Genomic DNA, 16,750 nt, shown 5'->3' on the forward strand with positions numbered 1-16,750 from the left:
GTAGCATTCTAGAACCCGGACAATGAGAGAAATAAGCGGGTCAGTTCTTCAATTCTTTTTTCTTCTATCCAGGTTTCATCAAAACTCATCGGCTTTGAATTTATTTCATAAATCACATAGTTGCCCTGATCAGTTAATCCAGCATCAATAGAGTATTCTCCATGAAAACCTTTCGTTTTCTCAAGAAGTTTTCCTGCCTCCGATGCTGCAGTATGAATAAACGCATCATGTTCTTTTGTGCGGACACTTTCATATGGAATCATCACCCCGCCATTCGGGATGTGGGTTGTAATGTCCTGGTCCTGAGACTGCCTAATGCCAATCCCTGTAACCGAATAGCTGCCTCCGCTGAAATGGGCTAAGATTCTAAAATCAAATCGCTTGCCTTCTAATTTGGCAGGGCTGATCGCTTTCTGTGCTAAATAAGGTTTACCCATCAGGTGAGTCTCCCATTGGCACCAGAAATGTTCAAAATCAGCGTAACTGAATGAATCGTGCAGACCGTTTAATGTGATGCTTTTTTCCAGCCGGATTAATTGGTATATTCCTTTGCCTTTGGAACCGTTTGCCGGCTTTAAGTAGATATTATTATATCTGTGGATAAAATCCTTTAGAGGCTTTGGCCCGGTGACAAGAATGGTTTCAGGAATATAATCCTTTAATGGCGAATGGTCTTTTAATAGCTGGTAAATGTCGAATTTGTCCAGAAAGCCCGGATTGAAAAATGGAATAGCCTGCTGGTTGAAAATACGGCTTGCTTTATGAAAGGCTTCTGTTTTTTCAAGTTTCCGGAATGGCACCCTGTTGTAGACAAGATGCGGAAGAGGGCACATGGCTTCAATCCACTTATCCTGACTGGGAATATAAATATAGCCGTTCACGGAATTATCCTTAAAGTTCTCTGGGGTAAATACATAGGAAACCCCGCTCTTTTGCAATATGCTATTCTGGAGGGCCTTAAATAAAGGACCATTGCCGGCAATAGCCTGATCCTTTCCTTTTCCGGTAAGAATGCCAATCACCGGTCCCGCATTACCGTTCCGCAAGGATAATGAAAAGGAAAGCGAATCTCGTGCTGCCTGCGGGCTAATAATGTTTAAAGGGTGTTGGCTGCTTCCAAGGGTACAACTGCTGCTGCCGAACCAGGTCCTGCTGGCCCAGTCATAATAAACCTTCATCTCACAATTTCCTGAGGCTTCATAATAGATGCTTCGGCAAGGAAAACGGCGAATGAAAGTGATAGCTTGCGGGTAAGAAAGTCGAACTCCCTGAGCTGAGGGTGTTTGAATATGGATCTTCCGGGCTTTGAATTTGCTTCAAACAGCCATACATGGCCATTTCGGTCCAATCCAAAGTCAAAGCCGATTTCACCGATGATACCTTCCATGTTCCGTTCCAGTGCCTTGCTGATATTAAGTGCCGCCTCACTTAACTTCGACATTGCCTCTTTTTTTTCTGCATCCGATTCAAATACTTCTTCAAGGACTTTGATTTCACCTCCGCTTTTCACATGAGTTGTAACACTTCCGGGTCCCGCCATTTTTGCCGCTGCGGCGGTAACTTTCCATTCTCCATTCTCATCTTTATTGGTATGAACCCTGAAATCAATCGCTCTCTGTTCATGACGGAGCAAATGAATTCCCTGCTGAACAAGCATCCGGCTTAAACTTCGTCCTGCAAAAACATTCCGCATTAAATTTTCCAAAGTGTTAAACCTTCTCAGCCGATTTTCGTCCCGAACTCTATATCGGCAATAATAATTCCCATCCCTTTTATCATAAATAATTTGATGAATCCCAAGCCCAAGGCTTCCATTAATAGGCTTCAGGAAAACATGGCCATAATCAGCCAGCATTCTTTCAATTACAGAAAAAGAAGAAAAAGGGTGGGTTTCAGGCAGGTAATGACTAATATTATCATCGTTCTGCAGTCTTTCATAAACATCTAATTTATTAAAGAAACCAGGATTATACCAGGGAATTAAATAGTCTTTCTGAAGGCGGGCGCGAACTTCCTTCAGCTCATTCCTTCTTTCACTTCTTCGGTTGGGAAGCCGATCATAAACAACATTCGGAAAAGGGACTTCAAAGGTTTCCCAGCCTTCCTCATGATAAAAAAGCCCATGGATGGTTTCTTTTTCCCAGTTAATTTGCTGGTCACCGAATAAAAACGGAATGGCACCTACCGTTTTTTTGACCGAAAGCAGTTTGGCAAAAAATAGGGTTCGATCCCCAACCGGCCTTAAAGGAAAAGAGGTGAATCCTGATGTGAAGATACCTACGAGCGGGCCGAGGTACAGAGTACCCTTATTGGCAAATGCATGCAGAGGAATCTTGAGATCAGGGAAATGCAGTGCTTCGGCAACATCTTTACTTATGATGATGGAGTTCTTCTTTGTCTTCTGGAGTAAGAAAGAAGAATCTGCCGAATGAGTGCCAAATGCCAGTTTCGTCAAATGAGTATGAAGGTTCAGCTCATTTGGAATATAAACTGTTTTGGAGGCGGAATCGGAAATTTCAATTTGATATTGTTTTCTCATGATTCGTTCTCCTTTCCATTTCCTTATTGGCTGCCAGGAATTTGGCATAGAGAAGGGGAGCGGTATATAACTCTTCCTCCTTCTCAGGCTGGCTGTTCAGGATGGTTTTCCTTCCTGGCTTTGAGTTAATATCCAGAATCCAAATAGAGCCGTTAGTTTCCACTCCGATATCGATTCCCATCTCAAATAGCGGGGGAAGCTTTCGTTCAAGTGCAGCAGGAAGTGTATCGATAATGTCATAAAGCTCATCGGAAAGAAAACTCTTTAATGAAGGTGGGTATTTAGTGACCCACTCCTTAAAAGAAATATTGCTGCCGCCAGCGCTTAAGTTGGAGACGATGCCTCCTTTTCTGCCTGTGCGAATGCCCCGGCCCAGCTCCTTCCAGGCACCATTCCTGTCCTTTTGAAGCAATATTCTTATATCAAAGGGCTGACCGTCCTTGTTTGATAGATTCACATATGGCTGGATGAGGTATTGATGTTTTGCGGTCAATTTATTCAACCATCCAGCTGCCTTTTCTTCAGTTTCAAAGCTGCGTGAAACCTGGGCATTCCTTTTATCTGTTTTAACAAGAATATCTTTGCCCGTTTTTTCAATATAATAGATTCCATGTCCCTGTGACCCGCTTGCCGGTTTTAAAATGCAGGGCTGATTAGTAATGAGGCTGTTTATGAAACTGTCAGCTCCGGTAAATGGAGCCGTCTTCAGCAAATAAGGTGATATGTTTGAACAGGAGAGAATTTCATATAATTCAAGCTTATTAGGCAATCCGTAGCCAAGGAATTGGATGTCATTTCTTGCCTTTAGCCAATTCACGATGGATATACATTGTTTCGAGCGGGAGTCATTTCTGTAAAAACAGCGATCATAAAGAATCTCTGGCACTGGAAATTCTGCCGGCTCCCATTCCCCTGAAGAAGGGTTATAGGAATCACCTGCAATCCTTTCTGAAACAGGATTGATATCTGTAGGCACAAACCTGAAGCAATTAATGTTATATTCATTAGCTCTCTTCGCCAATTCCGTAAAGTATGGCTGTTCACTCCGTTTGTTTAGAGTCATGATTCCGAATGAAAGCATTTTGTAGTCCTCCTTTTTGGATAAATGATAAAGCCGTTGCATATTCGATCAGTGCCTTGGCAGAGGGTCTTATTCTTTTTTCTTTGTCTTCAAAGTTCTTGGAGGGTTTAGAATTCACTTCAATGATCCAGAGTTTTCCATTAGAGTCCAATCCAATATCAATCCCGAGTTCTCCAACAAGGCCTTCGCATTTCTGACTGATGATGGTTGCTGTTTCAACTGCAAGCTCCTTAAATAACGCCAGCTGCTGAACCGCTGTTTTCTGATCAGAGTGCATCGTGAAGATTCTTAGGGGCTTCATAATTTCCCCGCCTCTTGCAATATTGGAAACAAATTGCTGTTCGGCAGAAATCCTTGCCACTGCAGAAGTGGCCCTCCAGATATCCTGAAAGTTTTTATGGCAGAGCACGCGGAAATCAAGCTGCCTGTTCTTATAAGTTTGCAGAGGTATGGCCTGCTGTGCCAGAAAAATTGTTTTCTTTTGGTACTGCTTGAACCATTGTGCAAAACGGTCATAATTTTTGAATGTGAGCGTATTTTCCCTGCCGTTTCCGGTCGATACTTCTGTCATGATTTCTTCGTCCTGTATACTAAGTCTGATAATATTCCGTCCTTGGCTGCCATGTATGGGCTTAAGGAATATTAACCTGTGTCTGGCCAGCATTTCCTTGATGGTTTGTTCATCCGCAATGGCTGTATCAGGCAGATAGGGATGCATATGGTCCTCAGAAAAGAGGAGGTTATGAACTTCCTTTTTCGATAAGAAACGGTCATTAAACATTGGGATGTTAAAGTTTATCAAGTTATTTTTAAATGATTGAAAAGCAGAACTTGCTTCAAGCATCCGGGAGTGGATCCGGTTATAAATCACACCAGGCAAAGGAACGGGACGTTTTATCCATTTTCCCTCACGCAGGCAATAACCCTGCAGCTTTCCTTCAATGCAGTCTCGAAAATGAAATACATAGAAATATCCGCGCAAGCCGGAAACAACTTCATGCAATTCTTCGCAAAAAGAATGAATTGATCGGAAATCAGGCTCTTCGCCACTTTCATTAAAATCCGTCATCAGTCCAATAACCGGCCCGGCAGTAATAGTAAAGTCCTTTCTGGAGTAACTGGCGACAAAATGGAGATCTTCCATTGGCAGGCAGCATTCCTGAAAAAGCCGTTCACAGAACATAATTTCATCTTTTGTAATGTTTGCTCCTTCGATGGTTACCTGAATGGCATGCATGCCGATCCGCAGCAAATGGGGCTTTTGCAAATCAATATTCCAGTAATGTACGAGAGAATGGCTAAGTTGAATGCGAAATTGATTTTCCTGAAACATTTTTACCGGAACAATCGTAATAGGCAATAAAGAAACTGTCATGATCATTCCTCATTTGCTTATCTTAATTTGAGCCTATTCTGAACAACCTCATGCAGTTTGCAAATTGAATGCTGAATTTATTCCGCAGAATGTGCAAAACTCCCATTGATGAAGTTTTCACTGTATAATGAAAAAATAGGCAAAAGCTGATACCATATCGTATGTTCTGGGCAATTAAATGGTGCGTCAAGAGGCGCCTGTAACTTAAGGAAGGTAGAGATATCTATGGAAATTGCAATGACAATAATATTAATGATGATAATTGGGGCACTCATTGGCGGGTTTACTAACTACCTGGCTATTAAAATGCTCTTTAAACCTTATAATGCCGTGTACATAGGTAAATGGAAGGTTCCATTTACCCCTGGGCTGATTCCTAAACGAAGAGATGAAATGGCTGATCAGATGGGAAAGCTGGTTGTTAATCATCTTCTGACACCGGAAAGCATTAAGAAAAAGTTCATCAATGATCAATTCTTGCATGATATGACCGGGATTGTTCAGAAAGAGATGGAAACTATCCTGCAATCAGAAAAATCAGCAGAGGACATTCTTGCAGCGTTTGGAATCACGGATGGCCAATCGAAAACGGAGTACCGCATAAACTTATTAATTGAGCAGAAATATGAAAAGATTATAAGTGAATATCGAGGCCTGCCTCTTAAAAATGTTATTCCTCAGGGCCTGTTGGATAAAGCGGATGAAAAAATTCCGGCTATCAGCTCAATGATCCTTCAAAAGGGGGTTGATTATTTCTCCAGCATTGAAGGCAAAATGAGGATACAAAGAATGGCTGATGATTTTGTTCGTGAACGCAGCGGCGTGCTCAGCAATATGCTGCAGATGTTCATGGGCAACATTAATCTTGCGGATAAAATTCAGCCGGAAATTGTTAGGTTTTTAAGTAATGAGGGTACGGCCGACCTGATTACAACCCTTTTACAAAAAGAGTGGCGTAAAATCCTTGAGATGGAAGCTGCAGTTATTGAAGAGCAGCTCGAAAAGGAACAGATTCTTTCAGTATTAAAGAATATTGCACACAGAGTCATAAATCTGGAAAATGTATTTAAAAAGCCTATCTCATCTTTTATGAACCCTTATAGGACAGTACTGATAGAAGAGCTTGCTCCTAAAAGTGTTCAGATGCTTTCTGATTGGCTTTCAGGAAAGACAGAAATGGTTATGGAACGGCTTCGTCTGGCAGAAATTGTCCGTGAACAGGTCAGCAATTTTTCGGTTGAAAGATTAGAAGATATGGTCTTTTCCATCATCAAAAGCGAGTTAGCCATGATTACAAACTTAGGTTTTCTGCTTGGGGGTATTATTGGTCTCGTACAGGGAATCATTGCTATATTGATTAATTAAAGGGTATCGCCTCGCGTTTACTGTCATAGTTTGTTATAGTGTAGTGGATGTTCGAAACGGAGAGTGAATTGTCCATTTTGAACAAGAATCGGAAGGAGTGTTTTTAATGGCAGTAAATTTATATGACTCAGCCTATGAATTAGAAAAAGCAGTGCGGGAAAGCGATGAATATAAGGCTCTAAAGCAGGCATATGATGATGTGAATGCAGATCCGTCTTCAAAAGCAATGTTTGATAACTTCCGCAAAATCCAGATGGAACTTCAGCAAAAACAAATGATGGGCCAGGATATTACACAGGAAGAAGTAGAACAGGCTCAAAAGACAGTCGCGCTTGTACAGCAGCACGCCCAGATTTCAAAGCTTATGGAAGCAGAACAGCGCATGAGCATGATGATTGCAGAAATGAACAAAATCATCATGAAGCCTCTTGAAGACCTTTATGGTGCAGCTGAATAATACCATGAGAAAACTCCCGGAAATTGATTCCGGGGTTTTTTTTATAAGAAAAAAGCATCTTCGTATATTAAACTGAACAAGGTTTGGGTACCTTTATGATAGATATCGATTTAATGAAAGGGGCAGCACATTGAAAAAAGCCATTTTTTTGGACCGGGACGGCGTTTTGAATGAGGTTCTATCAGACAGGGTGAAATTCGTTAACAAGCCGGAGCAGTTATATTTACTGGAAGGGGCAGCAGAAGCTGTGGATGAGCTGACCAAAGCCGGTTATGAAATTTTCGTTGTGACCAATCAGGGCGGCGTGGGGCTCGGTTTTTTGAAAGAAAGGGAGCTAAAGAGAATTCATGAAAGGCTGCAGGAGCTTGTCTCAGCAAAAGGCGGACATATTAAAGAGGTCGCCTATTGCCCTCATAAGCCGAAAGCAGGCTGTGAATGCCGCAAGCCAAATGCAGGCATGCTGGTGGATTTGGCTGAAAGGCACAATCTTGATCTGACTAAAAGCATTATGGTAGGCGATCATGAACGGGACATTGAGGCGGGTAAGAAGGCAGGCTGTAAAACTGTTTTTATCGGCTCTGGTCCAACAAGTGCCGATATCCAGGCGTCATCTCTTCTTGAGGCTGTGGAAGATATATTGGATATGCTTAAATAGGGTGAAAAGCCGCTTCCGGGATCAGCTGGAAGCGGCATTTTATTTTACTATGATTTCGCTGAAGGACTATCGTGCTCCGCCAAGCTGCTGCTCAGCCATTTGCACAAGGCGCTTCGTAATTTCTCCGCCTACTGATCCATTTGCTCTTGAAGATGTTTCCGGGCCAAGGTTCACACCGAATTCTGTTGCAATTTCATACTTCATTTGATCAATTGCCTGACTGACTCCTGATACTAAAAGCTGATTAGAATTGCTGTTTCTTGCCATGTAAATCATCTCCTTGGTGTAGTTTTCTTGATTGTTACAATTATAGCTTTAGGAGAGTAAATAAGATTTATTCATAGTTATTTATGGTACTTTATGGTATTTTTAAATGTAAGAAATTTGCTGGTATGTCTCCAAATCAGCTTTGAGCACATAAAATGGAGCTAAACGCGCACATAAAATTGCTCCTACCGCACATAAAAAGATTCTATCCGCACGGAAATCAAGAATTGTCTGCTAAAGTTCGCCATTGTAAAGCTGCAGAAACCCGAATAGCCATGAAATATAGGCACTGCCCAGTACTGCTCCTATAAAGAAGGTAAAATATGCCCAATCTTTCCAGGAAACAGAGATTTTATGATAAAATTCCCGGTTTTTATCTCCGGTAAACCCTTTTGATTCCATAGCCATCGCTGTCCTTTCAGCTTTACGGATCGCTCCGGCAAGGAGAGGAACTGCATACCTCTTAAGCTCAGCCATTTTTTCCGAGAGTTTTCGGGCTTTGGGTACTCCCCTGATCCGGTGGGCGCTTCGGATAATCTCAAATTCTTCTTTCATTAATGGCAGGAACCGATAGCCTGCCATGATTCCATATGCAAGCTTTGGAGAGAGCCGGCATTGCTGCATTAAACTGAGCAGAAACTCTGTCGGCTTTGTGGTTAAAATGAAAAGAAGAGACAGAGAGGTAAAGCTTAAAACTCTCATTCCAAGGGAGAGGGCACGCAGAAAGCTCTCCTCAGTCAATGTGAATATCCCCCATGACCAAAGGATGGTTTCTCCTTCAATCGTTTTAGAAAAAATCAGAGCTGACCAAATATATATTGCAGCCATAAAGATAAATGGCGTGAAAAGCAGTATCCATCTTTTGAATGAAACTCTTCCAAAAATAAAGGTGGCTGCTGCAGTCATCACTAAGGTCAGAAAAGGTGTAACCGGATCAAAGAAAACCGATAGAATTAACACACAGACTATGACAGTGAATGCTTTAATGCTTGGGTTAAATTCATGTAAGAACAAGCTTTTTCCCCCTTGCAATGGACCCGATATCGTTCCTGAGTTTTTCTAGGTAAGGAACCTTTAGGGAAGCAATCTTCATAATCTCATCTTTCTTCCATAATGCATCTGGCAAACCATCGTAAATCTTCTCTCCTTCTGAAAGAACAATCACTTTGTCCGCATAGGAATGGAGGATTTCCATGTCATGCGTGATCATCACCACGGAACCTCCACTTTGGATCTTTGTTTCCAATAGCTTCATAAGCTCCCCGGACGTCCTGGCATCCTGTCCAAAGGTTGGCTCATCAAGGAGGAGAAGCTCCTGATCATTCACAAGCACCGATGCGACACTAAGCCGCCGCTTTTGTCCCTGGCTTAAGGAAAAAGGATGCAAGTCAGCACATTGGAGCAAGTCCACTTGAAGCAGAGCAGCCTGAACTGTTTTTTGAATATCGGCATCAGGAATTTGTTGTATTTTTAGGCTGAAGGCTATTTCATCATAGACAGAGTCTGCAATAAATTGATGCTCGGGATTTTGAAAAACGTAAGCTAATTTCTGTCTTAACTCCTTCTCCTTCCATTGGGAAAGGGAGCTGTCATAAAATAGTATATTGCCCTTTGAAGGAGGATATAGTCCAGCCAGCAGTCTGGAAAGTGTTGTTTTTCCTGACCCATTTGAACCGGCAATTGCCACAAATTCGCCTTTTTTTACAGAAAAACTAATATTTCTTAGCAAGTCCTTACCAGCTTTATTAAACGTTAGATTCTCTGCTGATAGGATAATCTGCTCTTCATGAGCTTGGTGTTTTTTCTTCCGGTTGTCTAAAATCTGAAGTGCACAAAAGGGATTTGCTAATCCGGCGATTAATTCCCGATCAGACAACGGGAGCTTTTCCCCTTTGTAAATACCTTCTTTTTTTCCTAATAGGCCGGCTCTAACCGCGCTTGGCAGCCAGATGCCCTCATGCAGTAGTTCTTCTGCATATTGATTAAAGCATTCTGCCGTGCTTCCATTAAATAAAATTTCACCTTCCTTGTTTAGGACCACGCACCGATCGGTCAAATCAATCCAATCATCCAGCTTATGCTCAATTATTAGCAGGGAAAATGCCTGGTTCTCTTTAAGCTCTTTGATTATGCGTGTAAGTTCATAGCTTGAAGCCGGGTCCAGATTTGCTGTCGGTTCGTCCAAAATCAGGATATCCGGTTTTAATGATAAAACACATGCCAGTGCAAGCTTTTGCTTTTGGCCCCCGGAAAGGGTGTGGATTAAGGAATGTTTATACGGCAAAAGATGAACAAGCTCCAATGCTTCATCAATCTTACTCTCTATTTCTTCAGGAGGTGTTTTCATATTCTCAAGCCCAAATGCCAGCTCATCCTCGACTGTGGTCATGCAAAATTGGCTTTCGGGGTCTTGAAACACAATGCCAATGTGCTGATTAATTTCGCCAGGGCCGAACTCCTCCAGCATCTTTCCCTTGAATGAAATGGTCCCGTCCAATTTGCCATCAACGGCCTCCGGATATAATTTATTTAAGCAGAAAGCAAGTGTGCTTTTTCCCGAGCCGCTTGGGCCCAGCAATAGAACTGCTTCCCCTGGATAAAGGCTGAATTGCACATCTTTTAAAATAGGTTTTTTCACATCTTCATACCTGAAGGAAAGCTGTTCAGTTTTTAATATGTGCCTATTATGCTGTAATTCCATTTTCCGGTTTTCCCCTTTTTAGCTCTTTTCCAATAGGAAAGCTGTTTAATGCCCCTGTTTTCGCAAGGCTTTCGCTTAGCCATTTGCCTAGCAATCCAGCTAATAAAGCACCGCTGATCAGCCTCACAAAAAACATAGCCGTAACATAACCGGGTGAGAGGGCCGCATAGCCGGAAATGAAATAGCCCCAAATAAAACTAGTAACAGATGAGCCCATTCCGGCAGCAATTAAAACCCATGGCCGGTAATTATTCCATTTCGTGGCCGCAAAAACAGCTTCTGCTCCAATCCCCTGAATCATCCCTGACAGTATCAGGCGGGGACCAACTGCGTTGCCGATCATGACTTCAATGGCTGCAGCGATGGTTTCCGATAAAAAGGCTGCTCCGGGTTTTCTGATTATGTAAGCTGCGATAATTGAAACAATAAACCAAATGCCAAAAATAAGATCATATCCAATTAAGCCGAACATTCCATATAGCACGTTGCCAAATTGCAGGAATACCAGATATACAACTGCAAACACGACAGCGAGTACAGACAGGACAATGACTTCTCGAAGCTTCCACTTTTCAAGCATATTACTCAGTCTCCTTTTTGGATGGACTGTTGGCAGACATATTCACTGTCATAACAATATGTGTAGAATCGCTTTTCTTGCAGTTTTCAAAAGCATCCTCCAGTGTTTTAAAAACAGCGTGTGCATCTCCATCCAGTCTTGAAGCATAATGCACTCCTTTAGTAAAAGTTTCCCGATTCTTTGCGAGCTCGACCTGGTTCATAATGACGTTCATGTAATCAGGAATCCCCATCGGATAAAGGGCAAACTGGACAGCGACTTCCTGGCTGATTCCTGCTGCTGAATCTTCATTCGCCCGTTCCTCATTTTCAGCAAGATAAGCATCGCCCGCAGTATCACCGGGACATCCATTTGAAAAAGTCCCGTTAAACACTACATGGTCCCCATGCTTAACTGTTTCAAGATAAATAGCTTTGACCACATCGAAAACATGAATGGACCTGCCTCGCACACAGGTGCTCACATCATCTGTTTCCATCCATACCTTGCTCGTGTCCACTTCTTTTAGAGCTGACAAAATAACCTCCGCAAACCTGTCAGTCATTGGGTAAATTGAAAACCTGCACCCTGTAATTTCACTAGTTCCACATAAAAAATTTTCCTGCATTTTGCCATCCTCCTATTTTAGTTTTAATGAAAGGCTATTTTCGCAAAGTTTGTTGCTTTTTGTATCTTATTTACTGAGTTGATTGGAGCGGAAGGTGCGAGACTCCTGCGGGAGTAGCTGGACAGGTGAGACCCCGCAGACGCGAAGCGTCGAGGAGGCTCACCGCTCGCCCCGCGGAAAGCGAGCAGCCTGGAGCGGAAATCAACGGACAGCATTAATAGGCCAAAAACAACAATTTATACGAAAAGAGCCTAATGAAAATAAAAAACTGCATTCCCATAAGGAAATGCAGTTGAATGATATCAAAACACTAGAAATGATAGCCGTTCACCTGCACTTCCCCACGCTGGTATTATCCAGATCGGGTGATAAGAGTCAGAACGGATTGTTCCTCTCAGCCAAAAAGCTCCCCTAGTGCAAAATAAGATATGCAGTTTTTATTGACTCCATCTTAATACGGAGCATCCAAATTGTAAATGACTAATTTATAATTCTTCAAATCAATTGATCTATGAAAACAGATAAACGCCTTCACTAACACAGATAAGCTATAAAAAATTTCTGCATTGTCCATGTCATGTTCTATTCCAGTCCTTCTCTTCATAAAAGTGTAATAGGACAATTTTACACCGAGAATAGGGGGCAAATTGGATGATATACAGAATGCTTGCTTTAAACATAGACGGAACATTACTCCAATCAAATGGAAGACTTCATAAATCAACAAAAGAAGCGATTGAATATGTGCAGCAAAAAGGGATCTATGTAACACTTGTTACGTCCAGAAGCTTTCCATCCGCGAAAAAAGTGGCTAAAGCATTGAAAATCAATTCTTTGCTGGTCACACACAGGGGGGCATATATTGCAGCTTCTCAGGAAAAGCCGATTTTTGTAAAAAGGATTCAGGAAGATGAAACGTTTGAAATCGTGCGCCTGCTTGAAGGCTTTACCTGTCAAATCAGGCTGGTGCACGAAAAATATTCCCTTGCCAACAAAACGAAGCTCAATACCAACATGCTTGCTAAAACTGTTTTTACAACCGGCGATCCCATTTTTTATTCCCAGCAGTTTGTGGATTCATTAAGTGACACCATTTTAGATGAGCCGGTCACACCGCCAAAAATTGAAGTGTACTTTGAAGATAAAGAAGACCTTGAGGATGCTAAGACAGCCATTTGGGGCATGTTTGAAAATGTGGAAGTCATTAAACTGAATGATCTGAGGATGGACATTGTTCCTGCCGGAGTTTCAAAGCTGAATGGTTTGCTCTATTTATGCGAGCACCTTGGAATTTCCAGAAATCAAATGGTCGTCATAGGAGATTCTGGAGATGATCTGGAAATGATTGAAGCCGCCGGTCTGGGTGTGGCAATGGGCAATGCCCCGGCAGAGGTAAAAAAAGCAGCAGACTGGCTGACACGATCCAATGACCAGAGCGGCGTAAGCTACATGGTTAAAGAACATTTCCGCAAACAGCATCCGATCGATTTCCTGAAGAAAATGAATCTGCTAAAATAAAATGAATGAAAGAGAGTCCAGTCAGGCAGATTGGCTCTCTTTTTGATTTAGGGCATTGGATAAAGAGATAGATAGAAAAAGAGTGAATTAAATAAAGTGTTCCAATAGGATTCACTTCCCTGATATTGACCTTGTTTCCCCATTTCTGTACACTAAAAGGAGTTTGTCAACATGAATAATAAAGACTCTGCAGCTGCCGTCAGTGAGATGAAACACCGGCAGATTTATTATAATTTCTAAAAAAAGGTGATAGATTTGAACATTTCAATTTTAGGCATACAGGATGAACGGTTCCATCGGCCGCTTCGGCTGATCGGGAACCTCTTTTTTGAAGAATGTGAAGTGGTGCTGGGTGAGAATGCTGCAGCAGATCTGACCATTTCTTTTCAGCTTGAGCAGGGAGAACGCATTAAAGCCATTGCAGAGCTTACTGATAAAGACAACAGGAATCTTACAGCCAATTTTGAAAAGGAATTTGTTCCGGCTGAGTCTGACAAAGAGACTTTCAGACAAGTGAAGAATGCAGTATCACATGTATACCTGACTGTTTTGCAGGACTGGACTGGCATTACCCAGAAGTGGGGTATCCTGACCGGAGTACGTCCCACAAAATTGCTTCACCGTGCCATGCAGAATCAGACACCTCTCCAGGAAGCTCATCAGCAGCTGAAGGAAGAGTACTTGATTACAGATGAAAAAATTCAGCTTATGCAGAATATTGTAGACCGGCAGCTTGCTGTTGTGCCGGATCTTTATGACTTAAAAAATGAGGTAAGCATATATATTGGCATTCCGTTCTGCCCGACAAAGTGCGCGTATTGTACTTTTCCTGCCTATGCGATTAATGGCAGGCAGGGTTCTGTTAACTCATTTCTTGGCGGCCTTCATTTTGAAATACGCAAAATTGGTGATTGGCTGAAAGAAAATAATGTGAAAATTACTACTGTCTATTATGGCGGAGGGACTCCGACAAGCATTACGGCAGAAGAGATGGATATGCTTTATGAGGAAATGTATGAATCTTTTCCAGATGTAGAAAACATTCGGGAGGTCACTGTCGAAGCAGGCCGTCCGGATACGATTACACCTGAAAAGCTTGAAGTGCTTAAAAAATGGAATATTGACCGTATCAGCATCAATCCTCAGTCCTATATTCAGGAGACCTTGAAAGCAATTGGCCGTCACCACACAGTAGAAGAAACCGTGGATAAATTCTATTTGGCCCGTAATATGGGCATGAACAATATCAATATGGATCTGATCATTGGATTGCCTGGAGAAGGTGTTCAGGAATTTGCGTATACTCTGGATGAAACAGAAAAATTAATGCCGGAATCCCTGACTGTCCATACTTTATCCTTTAAACGAGCTTCGGAAATGACAAAGAACAAGCAAAAATATAAAGTTGCCGATCGTGAAGAGATTGAAAAAATGATGAACATGGCTGAGAATTGGACGAAAGTGCATAATTACGATCCTTATTATCTCTACCGCCAGAAAAATATTCTCGGCAATCTTGAAAATGTCGGTTATGCCCTTCCAAATCAGGAAAGCATTTATAACATTATGATCATGGAAGAACAGCAGACAATTATCGGGCTTGGATGCGGGGCTTCCAGTAAGTTCATTGATCCCGGGACAGGAAAAATCACTCATTTTGCGAACCCGAAGGATCCAAAATCGTATAATGACAGTTTTGAATATTATACAGATGAGAAATTGAAAATATTAAAAGAGCTATTTAATAAACATGAATCCCTAGCCGAATAGGCGGGGATTTTTTTAAAAAAATATTTCGGAAAATTGAGAAAAATATTAAAGGAATTCATGAAAATAAAGAGAATGAATAGGTAAAAGATCATAGATCTCTATGATTCTAAATGTAAGCGTTTTCTAAAAAGGGGGAATTATAATGATGATGCAGACACCTTTGACTATGACGCAAATGATCAGGCGGGCAGAAAAGTATTTTCCAAAGAAAACGGTCGTATCAAGAACGGCCGGCGGAATTCAGAGATTGACATATAAGGAGATTGCAGAAAGGACCAGGAAGCTGGCAGAAAGCCTGCAAAAGCTGGGAGTGGAAAGAGGGGATAAGGTCGGGACACTGGCATGGAACCATCATCGTCACCTGGAGGCTTATTTCGCCATCCCATGCAGCGGAGCTGTTCTCCACACGATTAATATCCGTCTGTCACCTCAGCATATAACATATATTATTAACCATGCCGAAGATAAAGTGCTGCTGATTGATCCTGACATTGTACCGCTAATTGAGAAGGTTAAGGATGAACTGAAGACGGTCAAGGCGTTCATCATTATGACAGATGAAGAAGAATTGCCTGAGACTTCTCTTTCCCCGGTATATCACTATGAAAAGCTTATAAATGAAGCAAGTGGTGCCTATGAATATCCTGATGATCTGGATGAAAATTCAGCAGCGGGAATGTGCTATACCTCGGCAACTACAGGCAACCCTAAAGGGGTCGTCTATTCCCACAGAGGCATTGTTCTCCACAGTATGGCACTTGGGATGGCAGACAGTGCAGCTGTAAGCGAGAAGGATATCGCTCTTCCGGTAGTGCCGATGTTCCATGTAAACGCATGGGGGCTGCCGTTTGCTGCTGTCTGGTTTGGAACCACTCTTGTATTGCCGGGACCATATTTTACACCGAAACTTCTGGCAGAGCTTATTCAATCTGAGAAAGTTACCATAACAGCCGGAGTGCCGACAATCTGGCTCGGATTATTAAAAGAACTTGATGAAAATAAATATGATATGAGCTCACTCCGATCGGTTCTATGTGGAGGTTCGGCAGCGCCAAAAGGCATGATTAAAGCCTTCGAGCAAAAGCACAAAATTCCATTCATGCATGCCTACGGAATGACTGAAACAAGCCCGCTTGTTGTTATTTCGACTTTAAAAAGCTATCAGGAAGAGCTATCAGCAGAAGAGAGGCTGGATATAAAAGCCAAACAGGGCATCCTTGTACCTGGGCTGGAAATGAAGATTGCCGGCAAGGATGGGGAAGCAGCATGGGACGGAAAGGAAATGGGGGAACTCGCTATAAGAGGGCCATGGATTGCTTCTGAATATTATAAAGATGAGCGGACCAATGAAGCATTCCGTGATGGCTGGCTCTACACGGGAGATGTCGTAACCATTGATGAAGAAGGATTTATGAAAATCGTTGACCGGACAAAAGATTTAATTAAAAGTGGAGGGGAGTGGATTTCTTCCGTTGATATCGAAAATGCCTTAATGGCTCATGAATCGGTATTTGAAGCAGCGGTTGTTGCTGTCCCGCATGAGCAATGGCAGGAGAGGCCGGTGGCATGCGTAGTTCTGAAAGAGCCATTTAAAGGGCAGACCACAAAAGAAGAGCTTTATGAATTCCTGAAACCGCAATTTGCAAAATGGTGGCTTCCGGATGAAATACTTTTCTTTGAGGAAATACCAAAAACCTCTGTAGGAAAATTCCTCAAAATGGCTTTAAGAGAGCAGGTCCAAAAAGAATATACAGGTCATGCAAAGTAAATATGGGTCATTTGCAGCATCCTTTTGGGATGCTGTTTTTAATATCATCAAATTAGTTTTTGGCTTA

General features: G+C 42.1%; 15 protein-coding genes and 1 riboswitch. Of the genes, 6 read left to right on the forward strand and 9 right to left on the reverse strand.

What is annotated here, in order from left to right:
- Positions 1–8: 8 nt before the first annotated feature.
- The 4 genes from NAF01_RS06495 to NAF01_RS06510 are packed head-to-tail and all read right to left on the reverse strand — an operon-like array spanning position 9 to position 4,995.
- Positions 9–1,178 carry a YheC/YheD family endospore coat-associated protein gene (locus NAF01_RS06495; RefSeq protein WP_250801978.1) on the reverse strand — a complete coding sequence of 390 codons (1,170 nt, stop codon included), beginning with the start codon at positions 1,176–1,178 and terminating at the stop codon, positions 9–11.
- Positions 1,175–2,539 (reverse strand): YheC/YheD family endospore coat-associated protein, encoded by a 1,365-nt coding sequence (locus NAF01_RS06500; protein ID WP_197245376.1) that lies wholly within the window; start codon positions 2,537–2,539, stop codon positions 1,175–1,177. The genes NAF01_RS06495 and NAF01_RS06500 overlap by 4 nt, the downstream gene beginning before the upstream one ends.
- Positions 2,517–3,620: a YheC/YheD family endospore coat-associated protein gene (locus NAF01_RS06505; protein ID WP_197245378.1), complete on the reverse strand. Its 1,104-nt coding sequence runs from the start codon at positions 3,618–3,620 to the stop codon at positions 2,517–2,519. The genes NAF01_RS06500 and NAF01_RS06505 overlap by 23 nt, the downstream gene beginning before the upstream one ends.
- Entirely contained in the window at positions 3,580–4,995 is a 1,416-nt protein-coding gene (locus tag NAF01_RS06510) for a YheC/YheD family endospore coat-associated protein (RefSeq protein WP_250801979.1), read from the reverse strand. The genes NAF01_RS06505 and NAF01_RS06510 overlap by 41 nt, the downstream gene beginning before the upstream one ends.
- 225 nt (positions 4,996–5,220) lie before the next feature.
- On the opposite strand from NAF01_RS06510, the gene NAF01_RS06515 reads away from it, so the two are divergent.
- From NAF01_RS06515 to NAF01_RS06525, 3 genes are all read left to right on the forward strand, one after another.
- Positions 5,221–6,360 (forward strand): DUF445 domain-containing protein, encoded by a 1,140-nt coding sequence (locus tag NAF01_RS06515; protein ID WP_197245380.1) that lies wholly within the window; start codon positions 5,221–5,223, stop codon positions 6,358–6,360.
- A gap of 106 nt (positions 6,361–6,466) precedes the next feature.
- Positions 6,467–6,817, forward strand: a complete 351-nt coding sequence (locus NAF01_RS06520; RefSeq protein ID WP_048010735.1) for a YlbF/YmcA family competence regulator — start codon at positions 6,467–6,469, stop codon at positions 6,815–6,817.
- A gap of 130 nt (positions 6,818–6,947) precedes the next feature.
- On the forward strand, positions 6,948–7,472 hold the full coding sequence (locus NAF01_RS06525) for a D-glycero-alpha-D-manno-heptose-1,7-bisphosphate 7-phosphatase (RefSeq protein WP_197245381.1): 525 nt from the start codon (positions 6,948–6,950) through the stop codon (positions 7,470–7,472).
- 66 nt (positions 7,473–7,538) lie between these two features.
- Here NAF01_RS06525 and NAF01_RS06530 read toward each other — a convergent pair whose 3' ends face one another.
- The 5 genes from NAF01_RS06530 to NAF01_RS06550 form a co-directional block, all read right to left on the reverse strand.
- A complete protein-coding gene (locus NAF01_RS06530) occupies positions 7,539–7,739 on the reverse strand; it encodes an alpha/beta-type small acid-soluble spore protein (RefSeq protein WP_009331452.1) in 201 nt (66 codons plus the stop codon).
- A 234-nt stretch (positions 7,740–7,973) separates the two neighbouring features.
- Positions 7,974–8,753 (reverse strand): energy-coupling factor transporter transmembrane component T family protein, encoded by a 780-nt coding sequence (locus NAF01_RS06535; RefSeq protein ID WP_197245382.1) that lies wholly within the window; start codon positions 8,751–8,753, stop codon positions 7,974–7,976.
- Positions 8,740–10,440 carry an ABC transporter ATP-binding protein gene (locus tag NAF01_RS06540; protein ID WP_250801980.1) on the reverse strand — a complete coding sequence of 567 codons (1,701 nt, stop codon included), beginning with the start codon at positions 10,438–10,440 and terminating at the stop codon, positions 8,740–8,742. The genes NAF01_RS06535 and NAF01_RS06540 overlap by 14 nt, the downstream gene beginning before the upstream one ends.
- Positions 10,424–11,020 (reverse strand): ECF transporter S component, encoded by a 597-nt coding sequence (locus NAF01_RS06545; RefSeq protein ID WP_197198745.1) that lies wholly within the window; start codon positions 11,018–11,020, stop codon positions 10,424–10,426. The genes NAF01_RS06540 and NAF01_RS06545 overlap by 17 nt, the downstream gene beginning before the upstream one ends.
- Position 11,021: 1 nt before the next feature.
- A complete protein-coding gene (locus tag NAF01_RS06550) occupies positions 11,022–11,627 on the reverse strand; it encodes a YkoF family thiamine/hydroxymethylpyrimidine-binding protein (protein WP_250801981.1) in 606 nt (201 codons plus the stop codon).
- Between the two features lie 321 nt (positions 11,628–11,948).
- A riboswitch (TPP riboswitch) is annotated at positions 11,949–12,050 on the reverse strand.
- Positions 12,051–12,278: 228 nt separating this feature from the next.
- Between NAF01_RS06550 and NAF01_RS06555 the strand changes: the two genes are divergently transcribed.
- The 3 genes from NAF01_RS06555 (at position 12,279) to NAF01_RS06565 (ending at position 16,683) form a co-directional block, all read left to right on the forward strand.
- Entirely contained in the window at positions 12,279–13,145 is an 867-nt protein-coding gene (locus NAF01_RS06555) for a Cof-type HAD-IIB family hydrolase (protein ID WP_076262444.1), read from the forward strand.
- 255 nt (positions 13,146–13,400) lie between these two features.
- Complete coding sequence (locus NAF01_RS06560) at positions 13,401–14,915, forward strand: coproporphyrinogen III oxidase (protein ID WP_250801982.1); 1,515 nt, start codon at positions 13,401–13,403, stop codon at positions 14,913–14,915.
- Between the two features lie 142 nt (positions 14,916–15,057).
- Positions 15,058–16,683: a long-chain fatty acid--CoA ligase gene (locus tag NAF01_RS06565; RefSeq protein WP_197245388.1), complete on the forward strand. Its 1,626-nt coding sequence runs from the start codon at positions 15,058–15,060 to the stop codon at positions 16,681–16,683.
- Positions 16,684–16,750 lie beyond the last annotated feature (67 nt).

It is taken from the genome of Cytobacillus firmus, from assembly GCF_023657595.1.
In the GTDB taxonomy this organism is placed as follows: domain Bacteria; phylum Bacillota; class Bacilli; order Bacillales; family Cytobacillaceae; genus Cytobacillus; species Cytobacillus firmus_B.

Coding starts and splice junctions, on each gene's coding strand:
- NAF01_RS06495 (WP_250801978.1), bottom strand. CDS start 1,178: ATGAAGGTTTATTATGACTGGGCCAGCAGGACCTGGTTCGGCAGCAGC.
- NAF01_RS06500 (WP_197245376.1), bottom strand. CDS start 2,539: ATGAGAAAACAATATCAAATTGAAATTTCCGATTCCGCCTCCAAAACA.
- NAF01_RS06505 (WP_197245378.1), bottom strand. CDS start 3,620: ATGCTTTCATTCGGAATCATGACTCTAAACAAACGGAGTGAACAGCCA.
- NAF01_RS06510 (WP_250801979.1), bottom strand. CDS start 4,995: ATGACAGTTTCTTTATTGCCTATTACGATTGTTCCGGTAAAAATGTTT.
- NAF01_RS06515 (WP_197245380.1), top strand. CDS start 5,221: ATGGAAATTGCAATGACAATAATATTAATGATGATAATTGGGGCACTC.
- NAF01_RS06520 (WP_048010735.1), top strand. CDS start 6,467: ATGGCAGTAAATTTATATGACTCAGCCTATGAATTAGAAAAAGCAGTG.
- NAF01_RS06530 (WP_009331452.1), bottom strand. CDS start 7,739: ATGGCAAGAAACAGCAATTCTAATCAGCTTTTAGTATCAGGAGTCAGT.
- NAF01_RS06540 (WP_250801980.1), bottom strand. CDS start 10,440: ATGGAATTACAGCATAATAGGCACATATTAAAAACTGAACAGCTTTCC.
- NAF01_RS06545 (WP_197198745.1), bottom strand. CDS start 11,020: ATGCTTGAAAAGTGGAAGCTTCGAGAAGTCATTGTCCTGTCTGTACTC.
- NAF01_RS06550 (WP_250801981.1), bottom strand. CDS start 11,627: ATGCAGGAAAATTTTTTATGTGGAACTAGTGAAATTACAGGGTGCAGG.
- NAF01_RS06555 (WP_076262444.1), top strand. CDS start 12,279: ATGATATACAGAATGCTTGCTTTAAACATAGACGGAACATTACTCCAA.
- NAF01_RS06565 (WP_197245388.1), top strand. CDS start 15,058: ATGATGATGCAGACACCTTTGACTATGACGCAAATGATCAGGCGGGCA.